Consider the following 14,542-nt stretch of genomic DNA (forward strand, 5'->3'; position numbering starts at 1 on the left):
GGCCGGACCCATTGACGGGCCTCGGACACATCGGGCCCGTCAAGGCAGTGTCCTAAACACACATCACTCGGTTAGATGAGTGTGGACACCAGAACGCCTCGGTTCGACGAACAACCCGCCCTGAGCATGGCCAAGGTGGACTGCGACCCTGCGCAGGTCATCGTCAACCACGCCAGCTTCCGGGTGCAGCTCGCCCCTGCCCAGCGCCCGCGGCTGCGCGGTCTGGGCCCCGCCGGCGCGCCCAGGATTCCCGCCATGAGCGGCTCCGCCGGAGCTGTGCGCGGCAGGCGCTCGCCCGTCGTGTGGAGCGGCCGGTCCGCCCCCGGCGACCCCGGCGCCACCGGACTCCTCCAGGCCGTACGGAACTCCACCGCGGGCCGCCCGGCCACCGCGTACGACCCCTACTCCGGCCACGAGTTCGACGGCGGGCTCGGTACGGGCGGCACCCAGGTCATCGAGCGCCTCGAAGACACCCAGCCCAACCCCGTCATCACCGCGCCCCAGCAGCCGGGCCGCCACGGCAGCGGCCCCCTGCTGCCGCCCATGCGCCGGGCGGTCGGCGCCTACGACCCCGTCGACACCGGGCCGTACGGCCGAGAGGCGTACGACGAGGGCGAGGACGGGTACGACGACATCACCGATGCCCGGGGGCGGCGCCACAGCGGCGATTCCGTACGGCACGCGTACTACCCCGGGCGCCGGATGAACCTCGGTGTCGTGCTGCTGCCCATGCGTGTCTTCCTCGGCTTCATCTCCATCTACGCCGGCATGGGCAAGCTGTGCGACCCCGTCTACTTCGACGGCGGCGAGCGCGGCTCCATGGTCAAGTGGCTGACCTCGCTGCACCCCTGGGGGCTGGCCGAACCACTGCGCGACTTCGCGCTCTCGCACCCGGTGGGTGCCGGACTCACCGTTGCCTTCCTCCAGGTCGTCGTCGGCGTCCTCACCGTCCTCGGTCTCTGGCAGCGCGTCGCCGCCTCCGTCGGCGCTCTCCTCTCCGCCGCCCTGCTGGTCACCGTCAGCTGGCGCACCGTCGCCGTCTACGACGCGCCCGACATCATCTACCTCGCCGCCTGGAGCCCGCTGATCATCGCGGGCGCCCCCGTCTACTCCGTCGACGGACGGCTCGCAGGTGAGGCCTGGCGCAGGCTCGGCCCGCGCTCGGCGATCTGGGACCTCCGCCGCCGGGTGCTGCGCCGGGGTGCCGTCGTCGCCACCGTCGTCGTCGGCCTCACCCTTCTCGTGGGCTCCATGCTCGGCGGCGCGGTCCGCTCCTCCGAGGTCGTCACCGTGCCCGGTCCGAACGGCGACCCGACCAATCAGCTCCCCGGCTCTCCTCTCCCGCAGGAGTCCAGTAGCGGCCGGGCCTCCCGCACGCCCGACGGGCGGCGCCCCTCGCCCTCCCGCAGCAGCGCCTCCACCGCCCCGTCCGCCAAGGCGTCCACGCCCGCTGCGGAAGCCGTCCGCGAGTCCGGCCAGGCGGGTGCCGGTGCCGGACAGCCCAGCCAGACCCAGGGCACCGCCCAGCAGCTCCCGCAGCGGACGACCCCGCAGCAGCCGCCGTCCAGCAGCTCCGGCCCGAGCTCCTCCGGCTCCACCGGCACCGGCGGCGGTTCCACGGGCGGCGGCTCGGACAGCGGCGGCTCCACCGGCGGAACGTCCGGCGGCGGGCAGAACCCCATCGGCGGTCTGCTCGGCTGAGACACCCGGACCGCAGCAGACGAAGGGGCGGTCACCGGAACGAACCGGTGACCGCCCCTTCGCGTCCTGTGCCGCTGTTGTTCGCTACTGCGCGTCGAGTTCCTTGGCGGCCTCGGTCAGGTCCTTCGCCGTGTCGATGGCCCGCCAGTACGCCCCGTGCGGCAGCGGGTACCCGGCCAGCCTGCGCTCGCGGGCCAGCCGAGGGAACGTCGTCCGCTCGTGGTCGCCCCGTTCCGGCAGGAGCGTCGTGAACGTCGGCGAGAAGACGTACACACCGGCGTTGATCAGGTACGGCGACGGCGGCGACTCGATGAAGTCGGTGATGTGCCCGAACGCGTCCGTCTCCACGGCACCCCACGGGATACGGGGACGGGCCAGGGCCAGTGTGGCGGTCGCATCGCGCTCGGCGTGGAACGCGGCCATCTCGCGCAGGGAGAAGCGCGTCCAGATGTCGCCATTGGTGGCGTACCAGGGCTGTTCCGGATCGGGCAGCCGGGCGGCGGCGTACTTCAGCCCGCCGCCACGGCCCAGGGGCTCGGACTCCACGACGGTCGTCACGCGCAGCGGCAGCACTGCCGAGTCCAGCCAATCCTGCAGCACCTCGGCCAGATGACCGCACGACACCACGGCGTCGGTCACGCCCTCGGCGGCCAGCCAGGACAGCTGATGGCCGATGATCGGAGTCCCGGTGCCCGGGATCTCGACCATCGGCTTGGGGCGGTCATCGGTGTACGGGCGCAGCCGCGATCCCTGGCCACCCGCCAGGACCACGGCCTGCGTCGGATACGTATGCATGCCAGGCACGATATGCGGTGCCCGGACCGGCGGGTCAGCTGAACTGTGCGACGCCCGAGGCGAACGACGTGTCGCAGACGGGACGCGAGAACCGGTGGGCGCGCGTCGGACCGTACTGCTCGACCGCGGCGCGGCCCAGCGCCTTCGCGATCGACATGCAGTGCCGGGCGAGCGAGGGGCGGCCCTCGACGGAACGCTGAAGGTCCGTCAGCGCGACACCCGGGTCCTTCTCCCGAAGCTCCACGAGCAGCCGGTCACGGAGGATGTCCTGCGGGGTGCGCGCCTTGGCACGCTTCGAGACATTGTGAGCCGATGCGGTCAGGACCTGCGACTCGGAGTTGTGCGCTGCCCACGGCACGCTGGTGACGGCGAGAGTCCCGGAGAGGACCATCACGACGGGCAGTACGAAAGCGAAGGTTCGGCCGATGCGGCGCGCGGTGTGGGTCACGCAGCGAGCGTAGCGGGCAGTGATGATTTGGCGACATTTCGTCACCCTTGAGGGGGATGGTTCGAGGATGCTTTTCGAATCCTGTGTTGACGAGCCGCGGTGAAATGACCGGTGTGCCGGGGATTTCGGCGCTGCATGGATCCAAACCCCAACACGCCCCACGGCGCGCGAACGGCCCCGCACGGAGAACGTGCGGGGCCGGCTGCGGTGCGGGTGTGCGGGGCGTCAGTCGGTGAGACGCGCACCCGTCGAGGTCGAGAAGACGTGCAGCTCGTCCGGGCGCGGCACGACGTGCAGCTTGGTGCCCTTCTCCGGAACGGCGCGGCCACCGACGCGGACGACCAGGTCCTTGTCCTCGCCGCCGACCCGCGCGGAGCCGTAGACGAAGCCGTCGGCGCCGAGCTCCTCGACGACGTTGACCGAGACGGCCAGGCCGGCCGGGGCGTCGGCGCTGTCCTTCGAGAGGGCCTTCGCGGCGGCGCCGCCGTGCTCGACGATGTCGAAGTGCTCGGGGCGGATGCCGACCGTGACGGTCGTGTCGCCCTTGTCCGCGGCGGCGGAGAGCGCCTCGCGGGAGACCGGGACGACGCTGTTGCCGAACTTCACACCGCCGTCGGTGATCGGGACCTCGACCAGGTTCATGGCCGGGGAGCCGATGAAGCCGGCCACGAAGAGGTTCGCCGGCTTGTCGTACATGTTGCGCGGCGAGTCGACCTGCTGGAGCAGACCGTCCTTGAGGACCGCGACACGGTCACCCATGGTCAGGGCCTCGACCTGGTCGTGCGTGACGTACACGGTCGTGATGCCCAGGCGGCGCTGGAGCGAGGCGATCTGCGTACGGGTGGAGACACGGAGCTTGGCGTCGAGGTTCGACAGCGGCTCGTCCATGAGGAAGACCTGCGGCTCACGCACGATGGCGCGGCCCATCGCGACACGCTGACGCTGGCCACCGGAGAGCGCCTTCGGCTTGCGGTCCAGGTACTCGGTGAGGTCCAGCATCTTGGCGGCCTCTTCGACCTTCGCCCGGATCTCGGTCTTGTTGACACCGGCGATCTTGAGCGCGAAGCCCATGTTGTCCGCGACGCTCATGTGCGGGTAGAGCGCGTAGTTCTGGAACACCATGGCGATGTCCCGGTCCTTCGGGGGCAGGTGCGTGACGTCGCGGTCACCGATGCGGATCGCGCCGCCGTTGACGTCCTCAAGACCCGCGAGCATGCGCAGGGAGGTCGACTTGCCACAACCGGAAGGACCGACGAGGACGAGGAACTCGCCGTCCGCGATGTCGATCTCGAGCTGGTCCACGGCCGGCTTCGTGGAGCCGGGGTAGACGCGGGACGCCTTGTCGAACGTGACACTGGCCATGCTGAATCTTCTCCTTCACCGGCAGGAACGTGCCGGACGATCCGAGTAAGGGAGTGGTCTGGTCCACTTGGGTGAATCCTCAGCGACGCTACCCGGCCACGTGGAATCTGTCAGTAGTTCGAGGGGCACGAAATTTTGGGACTGCGCGGGGAGCGGTGTTGGTTACACTGCTCCGGTATGCCTCCTTAGCTCAGCTGGCCAGAGCAACGCACTTGTAATGCGTAGGTCGTCGGTTCGAATCCGACAGGGGGCTCAGAGAAACCCCAGGTCACACAGCCCGTGACCTGGGGTTTTCTTATGTACGAGGCGTGGCGGGGCGTGTGGTCGCGGTGTCGTGGGAGGGCTTGCGTGAGCGGAAGGGCTCTGGGCCCTACTTCCCCGGCTTCTTCCGCTTCGCCCTCTTCTTGCCTGTGGCCTCGGCCTTCTTGGCACGCTGGGCCTTCTTCCGGGCTTTCTCCGCCTTGCGGGCGGCGTCCTCCGCCTCGGCCTTCCGCCGGAGTGGGACCAGCTTGGCGGTGGCCTCGGCCGCGCTCTTCCCGACGTGGGGGAGGACGCTCTGGTAGATGTCCCGGGTGATGCGGGTGTCGCTGTGCCCGAGCGTGTCCGACACGATCTTCACGTCGACGCCGGCGGCGAGCATGAGTGTCGCGGCACCGTGGCGGAGGTCGTGCAGCCGGATGGGCGGCAGGCCGGAGGCGGTGACGAGCCGCAGCCCCGCCGCCGATAGAAGTCGTCACAGCGGCAGGAGACGGAAACCCGTTGGGTGACCGTCCCCTGCGGTTGGTTGGTACGGCGTTCGCGCAGAGCCATCGCTGTGGAGAGTCGCGGTGACCGCCCCGACCAAGCAGGCTTATCCGCGGCGCAAGAATCCACTTCGTGCTCGATGCTTCCCCGCCCGACGTCCGCCAACCGACTTTGCCTGAGTGGGGATCCCGGGCCGCGTCGAACGAACCGGATCATCGTTGAGAAGGATGGATTGCCAGACCTGCTCCTGAAGTGCCCGGATGCAAGGGCCGCAGGCGTACATCGCTGCTTGGGCACCGGCCACGCTCACGGGACCGATCCACAGGACACGGGTCCACTTCTGGCCGCAGTAGAGCCAGCAGAGCCCATCGATCCAGTGGTTGCCGTCGTCGGTATCTGCCGGTGCGGGCAGACCGCCGCGAGCGAACTCGGCGATCCCGGGTATCACCCGGTGTGGTACGGCCAGTTCCATAAGCACAGCTCAGCCCTCAAGGCCAGTGGCCATGGGCGGCCACTGGGGCTGCCTCACTCTTGTCGGCGTCCGCGAAGAGGAGGGTGGGTTCGGCCAGGATGTCGCGACCGGATTCGCTCTTGTAGATCTCATCCACGCTGCCGAACCGTGCTTCGGAGTAGTCGAGTTCGAGCAGTGCGGCTGCCTGTCGGACCGATGCCTCGTCAGGACCTTCGATCTCGATGAAGGTGGGGAGGTCCGGCCAGGTGTCGAAGTCGAAGGCGACCTCGCCGAGGCGCCACTCCTCGCGGTAGTTCTCCTGGTACCGGACCTCGTGCATGCCGAGGCTGCGGAGGATCTCGGCCATGGCGTGCAGGTCCGTGACCTCGGTTTCGATCTCGGTGGTGCCGTCGATCGTGGTGGCGTCGGTGACCTGCTTGAGTGTCAGCGTTGATCGGGTGCCCTCGTCGCGCAACCGCACCCAGGCACCTCCTTCGAGGGCGTCGTTCTCGAAGATCTTGCGGGTGAGAAGGGTGCCCGGGAACGCTTGGGCGGCACCCAGAGTGGTCAGCTTGGCCTGAAGGCCGGCGACATCGATGGCGAGGAATTTGGCCTCGTACTCGTGCTTCATGGGCTTTTCCTTTGCGCTACGAGGGGGTGCGGGCCGCGAGGAGCAGGCCCATCCGGTGGGTGTGGTCCTGGAGCTGGCCGATGTGGGCTCGCTCGGCGAACTCATTCGTTCGCAGGGTCAGCAGAACGTCCCAGCCGCCGATGAAGTGACGCCTGAGCTTCTCGGGGGACGTGTAGTGCTCGATCAGGTGCTGGCGCTGGGTGACAGGCATCATGAACTCCGCGCCGAACAGACCGTCCTGGCGTACGGACGACTGCATGCGGGTGATGAACTCGGCGAGCGGGCGAGGGTGGTTGGCACTGTAATGCCACGAGCAGCTCGTCCAGATGGCGTCGCAGGGCATGTCCAGAGGCTCCCATTGAAGGAAGTCCTCCTCCACGACCTGCACTCGGTCGTATAGCGATTCGAGCTTGAGCCGGTCGATGAGGCCCATCGCGTAGGCCCGGTTGTCACCCGGGAGCGTGACCTCACCACCGTTAAGAGCAAGGGGGTCGCGTTCTACGGCGATCACTCGGTAGCCGGCGGCGGCCAGCGGCAGGATGAACTTGCCGTCTCTCGCGCCGATGACCGCGACAGTGGCGTCAGGAGTGGCACGCTCCTTCAGCGCGGCGAGGAACTGGGGAAAGAAGGTGAGGGTGTGCTCCCACAGGCTCTGCGTTTGCACGGTGGTGGGCTCCTTGCGTGTCGGTGGCGAGGATCGCCTGGAGGACCTCGTCGGGGTCCAGGCGCGTGGTGTCCACGCGGTGCATCGGGAACTGGGCATAGGCGTCGGTGACCCGGTCGCCAGAGCCCTCGACGAGGGTGTCCCAGCGGGAGACCCGCTTGGTCCGCTCAGCGAGCCGACGTCGGCGCTCGTCTTCGCCGCACGTCAGCTGGTACGTCACGGGCTGCGGCAGGTCGGGCGGCAGACTGATCCCGAGACGGGCGCCGAGAGCGCGGTGGGTGGCGAGGCAGCGAGCGAAGTAGCTCTCCACGACGACCGGGGTGCCCGAGGACAGGTGGCGGCGTATCTCATCGGCTGCGGTGAACAGCGCGGACAGGTAGAAGCACATCCTGGCCTCGGCATTCCCCCGCAGGTCCACCTCGCGCCGCAGAGGCTGGTAGAAGAGCGGCACGGTCGGGACCAGAACGGCTTCACGGGCTGCTGCCAGCATCGGTGCGATGGTCGACTTGCCGGTGCCGCGAAGTCCTTCGAGGCTCTCGAACAGCGGGGCGTCAGACACGGCCGTACACGACGTCCGGTACCGCCAGCGTGAGTTCGTCGGTGGCGGATGGCCGGTGGTCGATGTGGTCAGCGAGCTTGTCGTACCAGAAAGCGTGGGAGTCCTTGCCGACGGCCTTGCAGGACATGGTGAGTGCGCCGCGCGGGTCGGCCTCGATCCGATCGATCTGTGTCGGGCCACCTGCAGGAGTGCAAGTCTCCGGGGCACCGTTCTCGGACAAGTCCTCGTCGACGATCACTTCGATGGTCAGGTCGGCGGCCTGGAGCTGTTCACGTAGGCGGATGTAGGCGGCGGAATCGGTGATGAGGAGCTCGGGGTGATCTGCTGCGTTGCCGACCGGTCGGAGGCAGTGAAGCTTCAACTGCTCTGCCCCGCAGGTCTGGAGGGTGCGTGCAAGCGGGACCACCTCGCCGATGTTGCGAGAGGTGACTGTCAGGGTCGCACCGGTGCGGACACCGAGTCCCCGGGCGATGTCGAGTGCGCTCAGCACACTCCGGTAGCTCCCGAACTTGCGGACGTGGTCGTTGGTCGAGCCGATGCCCTCCAGTGATACGCGCAGCAGGTCCAGGTGGGGGGCGATCTCGGTGAGCCGTCGCTCGATTCGATAGCCGGAGCTCCCCATCCCTGGTGCGCCTCGGGGCCGTGCGGGCTCCAGCCGTTCAGGTAGGGCGCCAGTTCCTCGGGCTTTGGTTCACGAGCGGTGGGTATGGCGGGGAGGCGGGTCAGCGGGCCGAGGCTCTGGATGTAACGGCGTACCCAGGCCAGCCACTGTCGTGCTGAGGCTACTTCCGGCTCATCTTCTCCGGTCACCTCTTCTAGCCGACGCTCCAGGGCGCTGCAGTACGTGCTCAGGCCCGCCGCTTCCTGCCACTGGCGAGCCTGCGCGCGGAGTACCTCGGCAAACTGCTCTTGGGCGGCCATTTCCTTCGCCGTCTCCATGGCTGCCCGCCAGCGGACCTCGCGCTCGGCCTTGGCCCGCTCCTCGTCCGCCTTCCGCTGAGCGTCCTCCACGGCGCGGGTCTCGATCTCCCGGAGAACGGCTCCCAGGATGTCCTCCAGCACCCAGCGTTTGCGATCGGCCCAACGGGACTGCCGGCCGGATCGGCTGTAGCCGAGTTCGATCACGAGGCTCTTGGAGCGCTCCGGATCGGTGGATTGGGGAGACTCCTGCTGGATCGTGATGGTGTAGGTGAAGCCGCTTACGACCATGTCCAGTTCGCCCTCACGGCGGGAGTATCCGGAGGGGTAGTGCCGCCCGTTGTACGTGTACGTATGGCTGCGGTGGCGGGCGGGGACGTCGTGATCCTCTACCTTGTGCCCGCGACGTACTGCCTCGGCGGCGAGGCCCTGGAGAATCAGCAGCGATCGACGACGGAGTGGGACAGGCATGATGAGGCGGCCCTTGTCGTCGCCCAGTGCCGCCACGACCGGATGCGGGGAGCGCAACTGAGCGGGGACGCGGACAGACGGAGCCTCGTCCGGCCGCTCTCTGCGCGAATTGGGGTGTGGCCCCTCGGCCAGAGAGATCTGCAGGTCGCGATTCCACATGCGGAGCCTTCGGGGACAAGGCCGTGACGCTTCGCGTAGTCGATCAAGCGTCGCCACTCCGTCACCGTGTCCTCATCGGGCTTGGTGGTGGTGACACGTCTATCCGTAATGAGTCGCTCGACGAGATCCTTCGCCTTGGCCCGACGGGCGAGTGCGGCTGGCCTGTCGGCGTAGGACGTGGATCGTGTGCTGCCTGCTCCCTTCCCCTTGGTGATCTTCTTCTTCCCGGCGTGTGCGGGGTCGTCCGGGTGATAGCCATGCTGGATGTAGAAGGTGCCTGCCTCGGTGACTTGCGCATCCACCTCACCCCCGCTGCGCTTGATCGTCAGCAGCCCGCGGTCGCGCAGCGCGTAGGCGGTGCGCCACTCACCGGGGTCCCAGGGTTCCTCGGGTTTCCTGCCGTTCGCGAGCTGGCCGAGCAAGGCGAGCTGTCGTTCGTTCAGGGGAGACCAGCGATGCATGGCAACAGCTCACCCTGTGGGCAAGCCAGGTGCAATGACTCGTATGGGTGGTCGCCCCTGGAAGCAGCGGGAACCCGCGGGTTTGCTGACGATCGGAGGGCCCACTTGCGTGAGCGCTGCGTGAGCGGACTGGGTGGCATCAGGAGGGACGAAGTGTCATGCCGATCGAGGGCGCGAGCCCCTGATCAGGAGAAACAGAATTCTGCGGCATCGTCCAGCATCACCCGGGATGATCTTGCAGGCCCTTGTAATGCGTAGGTCGTCGGTTCGAATCCGACAGAGGGCTCCGCAGAAGACCCAGGTCGGCAACGTTCCGGCCTGGGTCTTCTGCTGTGCTTTTTCGGATGTCACGGTGCGTGGCGGGCCCGGTGGCCGTCGCGCGGGGCGCCGGTGGGCCCGCGCGTCAGGCGGCGTCGGCCAGCCGGTGCAGTATCCCGGCGACCAGCGCGGTCTGATGGGCCACCGTGTCCGGGTAGATGAACTCGTGCCTCGCGTGGGCGCCCCCGCCCACCGCTCCCAGGCCGCAGAGCACGGGAAGGCCCAGGCCGGCGACGAAATTCGCGTCGCTGGCACCACCGACGGTGACGTCGGCGAGCGGTCGGCCGAGTTCCTCCGACACCGCTCGCGCGGTCTTCAGCAGGGATTCCGACGCGGCGTTCAGCGTCATCGGCGGCCGGTTCCAGCCGTGCTGGACGTCGATGCGGATGCGCGGGTCGCTCACCTGGATCTCGTCGAACGCGGCGTCCACCCGGTCCTGCTCCGCCTGGGTGAGAACACGGATGTCGATGCTCGCGGACGCCTGTCCGGCCACGACGTTCGTTCCGGATCCGCCGCTGATACGCCCTACGTTGACAGTAGTTCCCTCCGCGGGTGCGGCTGTGGCCGCAGCATCCGTGATGAACTCGGCGAGCGCGTGGATCGCGCTGGCCCCGGCCTCGGGGTTCAGCCCGGCGTGTGCTTCCACTCCGGTGGCCGTCACCGTGAAGATTCCCCCGCCCTTGCGACCTGTTTTGACGGCACCGTCCACACTCGCCTCAAGTACCAGCGTGGCATCCACGGATGCCGCGACCCGTTCGATCACCGGCCGGGACGAGGGGGAGCCGATCTCCTCGTCGCCGTTGAGGACGAAGGTCACTGTGGGCACTGCCGCACCGCTCTCGCGGAGCAGTTTGAGAGCCCAGATGCCCTGAGCGAGGCCTGTCTTCATGTCGAAGATGCCGGGTCCGCTCAGACGTTGCCGGCCGTCTTCGCCGCGGTGGGAGGCGATCGGCCAGTTCGTCAGTGTGCCCCGCGGCCACACGGTGTCGTAGTGGCCGACGATCGCGACATGCCCTGACCCGTGCCCTTCGTAGGTGATGACCACGGTGTCGCCCTGCTCGCCGCCCGGGTGCCGTTCCACTTCTGTGGGGGCGCCGAGCCGGCGAGCAACGAGAGTGCTCAGCAGTTCAAGGCCGTGACCGAGACCGGGGAGGTCGTAACTGTGGGTCTCGCAGGCGACGAGGTCGGTGATGTCGGTGAGGATGTCCGCAGCGGCGGCGTCGGCGCTGCGGGCGAGCTCGGAGATCATGGTGCGGTCGCTCCGTGGGAATGTGGGGGATTCGGGGTCAGGCGCCGGGGCCGAAGGGGATGCCGAGCAGATACCAGGCCAGCACGAAGCCGACCCACACCACCCAGACGACAGCGGCCAGGGGAATGGTGAACGAGGCCAGCGTGCCGATCCCCGCCGACTTCCGGTAGCGCTGGATGAAGCCGAGAGCCATCGCGAAGTACGGGCTCATGGGGGTGATGCAGTTGCTGACCGAGTCGGCCACCCGGTAGACGGCCTGGGTGGCCTCAGGGCTGATCCCGATGAGCATGAGCATGGGGATGAACACCGGTGCGGCCAGCGCCCAGAGCGCGGATCCGCTGGTGATGGCCAGGTTCATGAAGGTGACCAGGACGGCTATCCCCAGCAGGACCACCCACCCGTGCACGCCGAGGTTCTGCAGCGCCTCCGCACCCCGTATCGCGAGCACCTCGCCGATGTGACTCCACTTGAAGAAGGCGAGGAACTGGGAGATGGCGAAGAACAGCACCAGGATCGGCGCCATTGACCGGGCGCCCTCGACCATGGCCGCCACCACGTCCCGGGACCCGGGAAGGGATCCGGTGATCCGGCCGTACACGGTGCCCAGAAGCGCGAAGAAGACACCCAGAATAAGCGCCATGCCCGAGAACAGCGGGGACTGGACCACACTGCCCCCTTCGCCGCGCAGCGGAGACCCCGTCGGCAGCATGACGAGTACCAGAGCGGCCACGAAGGCCAGCGCGACCAGCCCGGTCACCCGCAGGGCGCGGCGCTGGGCGGAGGTGACCTCGACTTCGGCCAGTTCCTCGGCGTTCAGGTCCGAGGCGGGTTCGTCGGTCTCCAGATCAGGGCGGCGGGCCAGGACCTTCTCGGTGACCAGGGTGATGACGAGGGCGACGAGTACCGAGGACGCAAGGCTGAAGTAGTAGTTCGCCACAGGAGTGACGACGTAACCCGGGTCGATCGTCTGCGCAGCGGCAGTGGAGATCGTGGACAGCAGTACGTCGGTGGTCGTCAGCGAGGGCGAGGCGTCGTAGCCCGCCGAGATGGAGACGAACGCGACTATGCAGCCGAGCACGGGGCTGCGGCCGGCGGCGCGGAACACCAGAGCGCCCAGGGGGATGAGCGTCACGTAAGCGGCGTCGCCGGCGACGTGGCCGACCATCGCGGTCATGGACAGGGCGAACGTCAGGTACTTGCCCGGTACCCGTGCGACGAGGCGACGCAGCAGGGTACTGAACAGTCCGCTGCGCTCGGCCACCGCGATGCCGAGCATCACCGTGATGATCGTGGCCAGCGGGGGGAAGCTCGCGAAGTTCTCCACCGCCTCCTCGACCATCATCGCGATGCCGTCCCGGCTGAGCAGGCTGCGTACCGCGACGGACTCGCCGCCTCCGGGCTGGACGGCGCCGAGGCCTGCCGCGGACAGGACCGCGCTCAGCGCGATGACAACCAGTGCAAGCAGCCAGAACAGCCAGAAAGGATGAGGCAGTCTGTTGCCCACTCTCTCGATCACGGCGAAGCTGCGGAAGGCTGCTTGCAGCGCCTTCGGCTGCGGGGCCACCTCTTTGGTGGTCAGCTCATGGGGCATCGCAAAAGGAAACCTTTCCGCAAGAAGGGAATCGGGGTAGCAAAAAAGGGGGGGGGTGATTCGGTCGAATCCGGACCGCCGTTCCGAGGTGGCCGACCGCGTTGCATCATCGTGTGCATTTACGGCCAGCAGGGCCGAAAATCGTCGAGAATCGCTTTCTGGAGGCCCTGCATGCACGATTTCGCCGACTCGCTCCCGGACGGCCGCTTGGAGGAGGCCGACCTCGCGCTCGCCAACTGCCTGCAGATCGCGCCGCGTGCCTCATGGGCCACGCTCGGCGACGTCCTGGGGGTCAGCGCCGCCACGGCGGCCCGACGCTGGCGGCGGCTGGCCGCCACGGGGCAGGCATGGGTCACCGCGACCGGCGGTTCCAGCCTGTGGCGCTCGCTGTGTGATGCCTTTCTCGACATTCAGTGCCATCCGGCACAGCGCGGCCGGGTGGCACTCGCACTGGCCCGCGATCCGAGAACCAAATCGGTGATGGAGGTCGCCAGCGGCCGTGATCTGCATGTCAACGTCATCACCAGCGATCTGCACGCACTGTCGCGCTTCGTCCTGGACCAGGTCAGCCGCCTCCCCGGGGTGGTGAGGGTCGATGTGCAGATCAGCACGCACACCTACATGTCCGGAAGCGCCTGGCGGCTGGACGCCCTGTCCCGCACCCAGCGCGAGCGCCTGCAACCCGCGGCTGCGCCGAGCCGGCCGGCGCGAACCGGGCGGCTGTCACCCGCCGACCACACCCTCCTGCTCGCACTGGCTCCGGACGGCAGACTGCCGGTCACCGAGCTCGCCGAACGCACCGGCGCCAGTCACACGGCGACCCGCCGCAGGCTGTCCCGGCTGGAGCAATCGGGCGCCATCTCCTTCCGCTGCGAGATTTCCCAACACCTCACGGGCTGGCCGGTGACGACGCTTCTGTGGGGCCGGGTCCCGCAGGGCGACCGCAAGCGCGTCAGCGAGCGACTTGCCCGCATGCCCGAGATCCGTCTGCTGGTCGCCACCAGCGGCGGCACCAATTTCCGGGTATCCACCTGGCTGCGTTCAACCGCCGGCGCGCACGATCTGGAGGAGCGGATCACCGCCGCTCTGCCCGAGTTCGAAATCGTCGAGCACGCCGTCGTGCTGCGCACGGTGAAACGGCTCGGCTGGATTCTGGACGATCTCGGGCGGCGCAGAGAGTGTGCACCCATCGACCCGTGGTGCCCGAAGGACACCCCTATCCCGTCGGCGGACCCGGACGAGTACGAGGAGTGAGGGCGGACGGGCGACCTGGGGCGCCTCTGTCGGCCAACGTGGTCCAGGAGGCCAACGTGGAACGGTCAGCAGTGGCCCTGTTCCCCCTCGGTTCTGCATGGGATCGCGCCGGGGGGGTGCCTCTATGTCCTTCGTCAAGTTCGTGCTGCCGGTTTTGAGGGTTTTCATCCTGGTCATGCGGCGAGGGTGACGGTGGGGGTTCGGGACTCGTAGAAGGTGCCGTCTCGGAGCATGGCGCGTTTGAGTTGCCGGTTGCCGCCTCGGGGTGCGTGCTCGCCGTGGATCGATGTGCCGGACGATTTCGTGGTGGGGGCGAGGCCGGCGTAGGAGGCGAGGTGGGCGGCGGTGGGGAAGTTGGTGCCGTCTCCGACGGTGACCAGCAGGACGGCGGCGGTCCTGACGCCGACGCCGGGCATCGATGTCAGGACCGGGGAAAGAGGGTGAGCCTCCAGCAGGGTGTTGATCTGGGCTTCCAGGGCCCGGCGCTGTTCCTGGACGGCCGCGAGCGAGCGGGCCAGGGAGGAACGACGATGTCGAGGGTGCCGGTCCCTGGCACGACGACGGTCTGCTCGTCGAGCGCGTCGAAGACGTCGTCGATCAGCCGGGTGGCCATGCGCGGGGCCTTGGGCCGGACGAGTTCGACGAGGCGGCGGCGTCCGGCTTTTCGCAGTGCGGCCGGGGATCCGTGGCGTTCAAGGAGCCAGGTGACGGCCTGGTGGTCGAGACGGGGGCCCAGGACACGCTCCAGGCTTGGGTGGAACTGGGT

Annotated in this window: 11 protein-coding genes, 1 tRNA gene and 3 pseudogenes; 3 read left to right on the plus strand and 12 right to left on the minus strand. The window is 68.4% G+C overall.

Annotation, left to right across the window (positions count from 1 at the left end; translation table 11 throughout):
• Window positions 1-75 precede the first annotated feature (75 nt).
• Window positions 76-1,701 carry a DoxX family membrane protein gene (locus IEZ15_RS26785; protein WP_189279714.1) on the plus strand — a complete coding sequence of 542 codons (1,626 nt, stop codon included), beginning with the start codon at window positions 76-78 and terminating at the stop codon, window positions 1,699-1,701.
• Between the two features lie 84 nt (window positions 1,702-1,785).
• Here IEZ15_RS26785 and IEZ15_RS26790 read toward each other — a convergent pair whose 3' ends face one another.
• The 3 genes from IEZ15_RS26790 to IEZ15_RS26800 form a co-directional block, all read right to left on the minus strand.
• Window positions 1,786-2,496 carry a nucleotidyltransferase family protein gene (locus IEZ15_RS26790; protein WP_189279715.1) on the minus strand — a complete coding sequence of 237 codons (711 nt, stop codon included), beginning with the start codon at window positions 2,494-2,496 and terminating at the stop codon, window positions 1,786-1,788.
• A gap of 34 nt (window positions 2,497-2,530) precedes the next feature.
• Window positions 2,531-2,944, minus strand: a complete 414-nt coding sequence (locus IEZ15_RS26795) for a hypothetical protein (protein WP_189279716.1) — start codon at window positions 2,942-2,944, stop codon at window positions 2,531-2,533.
• A gap of 225 nt (window positions 2,945-3,169) precedes the next feature.
• Window positions 3,170-4,306, minus strand: a complete 1,137-nt coding sequence (locus IEZ15_RS26800) for an ABC transporter ATP-binding protein (protein WP_114245799.1) — start codon at window positions 4,304-4,306, stop codon at window positions 3,170-3,172.
• A 179-nt stretch (window positions 4,307-4,485) separates the two neighbouring features.
• Between IEZ15_RS26800 and IEZ15_RS26805 the strand changes: the two genes are divergently transcribed.
• Window positions 4,486-4,559, plus strand: a tRNA-Thr gene (locus IEZ15_RS26805).
• 117 nt (window positions 4,560-4,676) lie between these two features.
• On the opposite strand, the pseudogene IEZ15_RS26810 reads toward IEZ15_RS26805, so the two are convergent.
• The 8 genes and pseudogenes from IEZ15_RS26810 to IEZ15_RS26845 all read right to left on the minus strand — a co-directional run.
• Window positions 4,677-5,015 (minus strand): annotated as a pseudogene (locus IEZ15_RS26810) (tyrosine-type recombinase/integrase); the annotation flags it as partial.
• A 523-nt stretch (window positions 5,016-5,538) separates the two neighbouring features.
• Window positions 5,539-6,132, minus strand: a complete 594-nt coding sequence (locus tag IEZ15_RS26815) for a class IV adenylate cyclase (protein WP_189279717.1) — start codon at window positions 6,130-6,132, stop codon at window positions 5,539-5,541.
• A gap of 16 nt (window positions 6,133-6,148) precedes the next feature.
• Window positions 6,149-6,796 (minus strand): class I SAM-dependent methyltransferase, encoded by a 648-nt coding sequence (locus tag IEZ15_RS26820; protein ID WP_189279718.1) that lies wholly within the window; start codon window positions 6,794-6,796, stop codon window positions 6,149-6,151.
• Window positions 6,714-7,355 carry a P-loop nucleotide/nucleoside kinase family protein gene (locus IEZ15_RS26825; RefSeq protein ID WP_189279719.1) on the minus strand — a complete coding sequence of 214 codons (642 nt, stop codon included), beginning with the start codon at window positions 7,353-7,355 and terminating at the stop codon, window positions 6,714-6,716. Before IEZ15_RS26825 ends, IEZ15_RS26820 begins: the two co-directional genes overlap by 83 nt.
• Window positions 7,348-7,971 (minus strand): annotated as a pseudogene (locus IEZ15_RS26830) (radical SAM protein); the annotation flags it as partial. The gene IEZ15_RS26825 and the pseudogene IEZ15_RS26830, both read right to left, overlap by 8 nt.
• A gap of 739 nt (window positions 7,972-8,710) precedes the next feature.
• Complete coding sequence (locus tag IEZ15_RS45085; RefSeq protein ID WP_229846130.1) at window positions 8,711-9,325, minus strand: hypothetical protein; 615 nt, start codon at window positions 9,323-9,325, stop codon at window positions 8,711-8,713.
• Between the two features lie 442 nt (window positions 9,326-9,767).
• The gene (locus IEZ15_RS26840; protein WP_189279720.1) at window positions 9,768-10,931 is read right to left on the minus strand and encodes a M20 family metallopeptidase; all 1,164 of its coding nucleotides are present in this window, start codon (window positions 10,929-10,931) and stop codon (window positions 9,768-9,770) included.
• Between the two features lie 37 nt (window positions 10,932-10,968).
• Window positions 10,969-12,522: an AbgT family transporter gene (locus IEZ15_RS26845; RefSeq protein WP_189279721.1), complete on the minus strand. Its 1,554-nt coding sequence runs from the start codon at window positions 12,520-12,522 to the stop codon at window positions 10,969-10,971.
• 171 nt (window positions 12,523-12,693) lie between these two features.
• Here IEZ15_RS26845 and IEZ15_RS26850 point away from each other — a divergent pair, with 171 nt between their 5' ends.
• Entirely contained in the window at window positions 12,694-13,776 is a 1,083-nt protein-coding gene (locus IEZ15_RS26850; RefSeq protein WP_189279722.1) for an Lrp/AsnC ligand binding domain-containing protein, read from the plus strand.
• Between the two features lie 173 nt (window positions 13,777-13,949).
• On the opposite strand, the pseudogene IEZ15_RS26855 reads toward IEZ15_RS26850, so the two are convergent.
• A pseudogene (locus IEZ15_RS26855) lies at window positions 13,950-14,542 on the minus strand (transposase); the annotation flags it as partial.

Source organism: Streptomyces atratus (assembly GCF_014648655.1).
In the GTDB taxonomy this organism is placed as follows: Bacteria; Actinomycetota; Actinomycetes; order Streptomycetales; family Streptomycetaceae; genus Streptomyces; species Streptomyces atratus.

What these genes read in the sequence shown, in the direction of transcription:
- IEZ15_RS26845 (WP_189279721.1), bottom strand. Translation starts at nt 12,522, where the DNA reads ATGCCCCATGAGCTGACCACCAAAGAGGTGGCCCCGCAGCCGAAGGCG.
- IEZ15_RS26815 (WP_189279717.1), bottom strand. Translation starts at nt 6,132, where the DNA reads ATGAAGCACGAGTACGAGGCCAAATTCCTCGCCATCGATGTCGCCGGC.
- IEZ15_RS26790 (WP_189279715.1), bottom strand. Translation starts at nt 2,496, where the DNA reads ATGCATACGTATCCGACGCAGGCCGTGGTCCTGGCGGGTGGCCAGGGA.
- IEZ15_RS26840 (WP_189279720.1), bottom strand. Translation starts at nt 10,931, where the DNA reads ATGATCTCCGAGCTCGCCCGCAGCGCCGACGCCGCCGCTGCGGACATC.
- IEZ15_RS26785 (WP_189279714.1), top strand. Translation starts at nt 76, where the DNA reads ATGAGTGTGGACACCAGAACGCCTCGGTTCGACGAACAACCCGCCCTG.
- IEZ15_RS26800 (WP_114245799.1), bottom strand. Translation starts at nt 4,306, where the DNA reads ATGGCCAGTGTCACGTTCGACAAGGCGTCCCGCGTCTACCCCGGCTCC.
- IEZ15_RS26850 (WP_189279722.1), top strand. Translation starts at nt 12,694, where the DNA reads ATGCACGATTTCGCCGACTCGCTCCCGGACGGCCGCTTGGAGGAGGCC.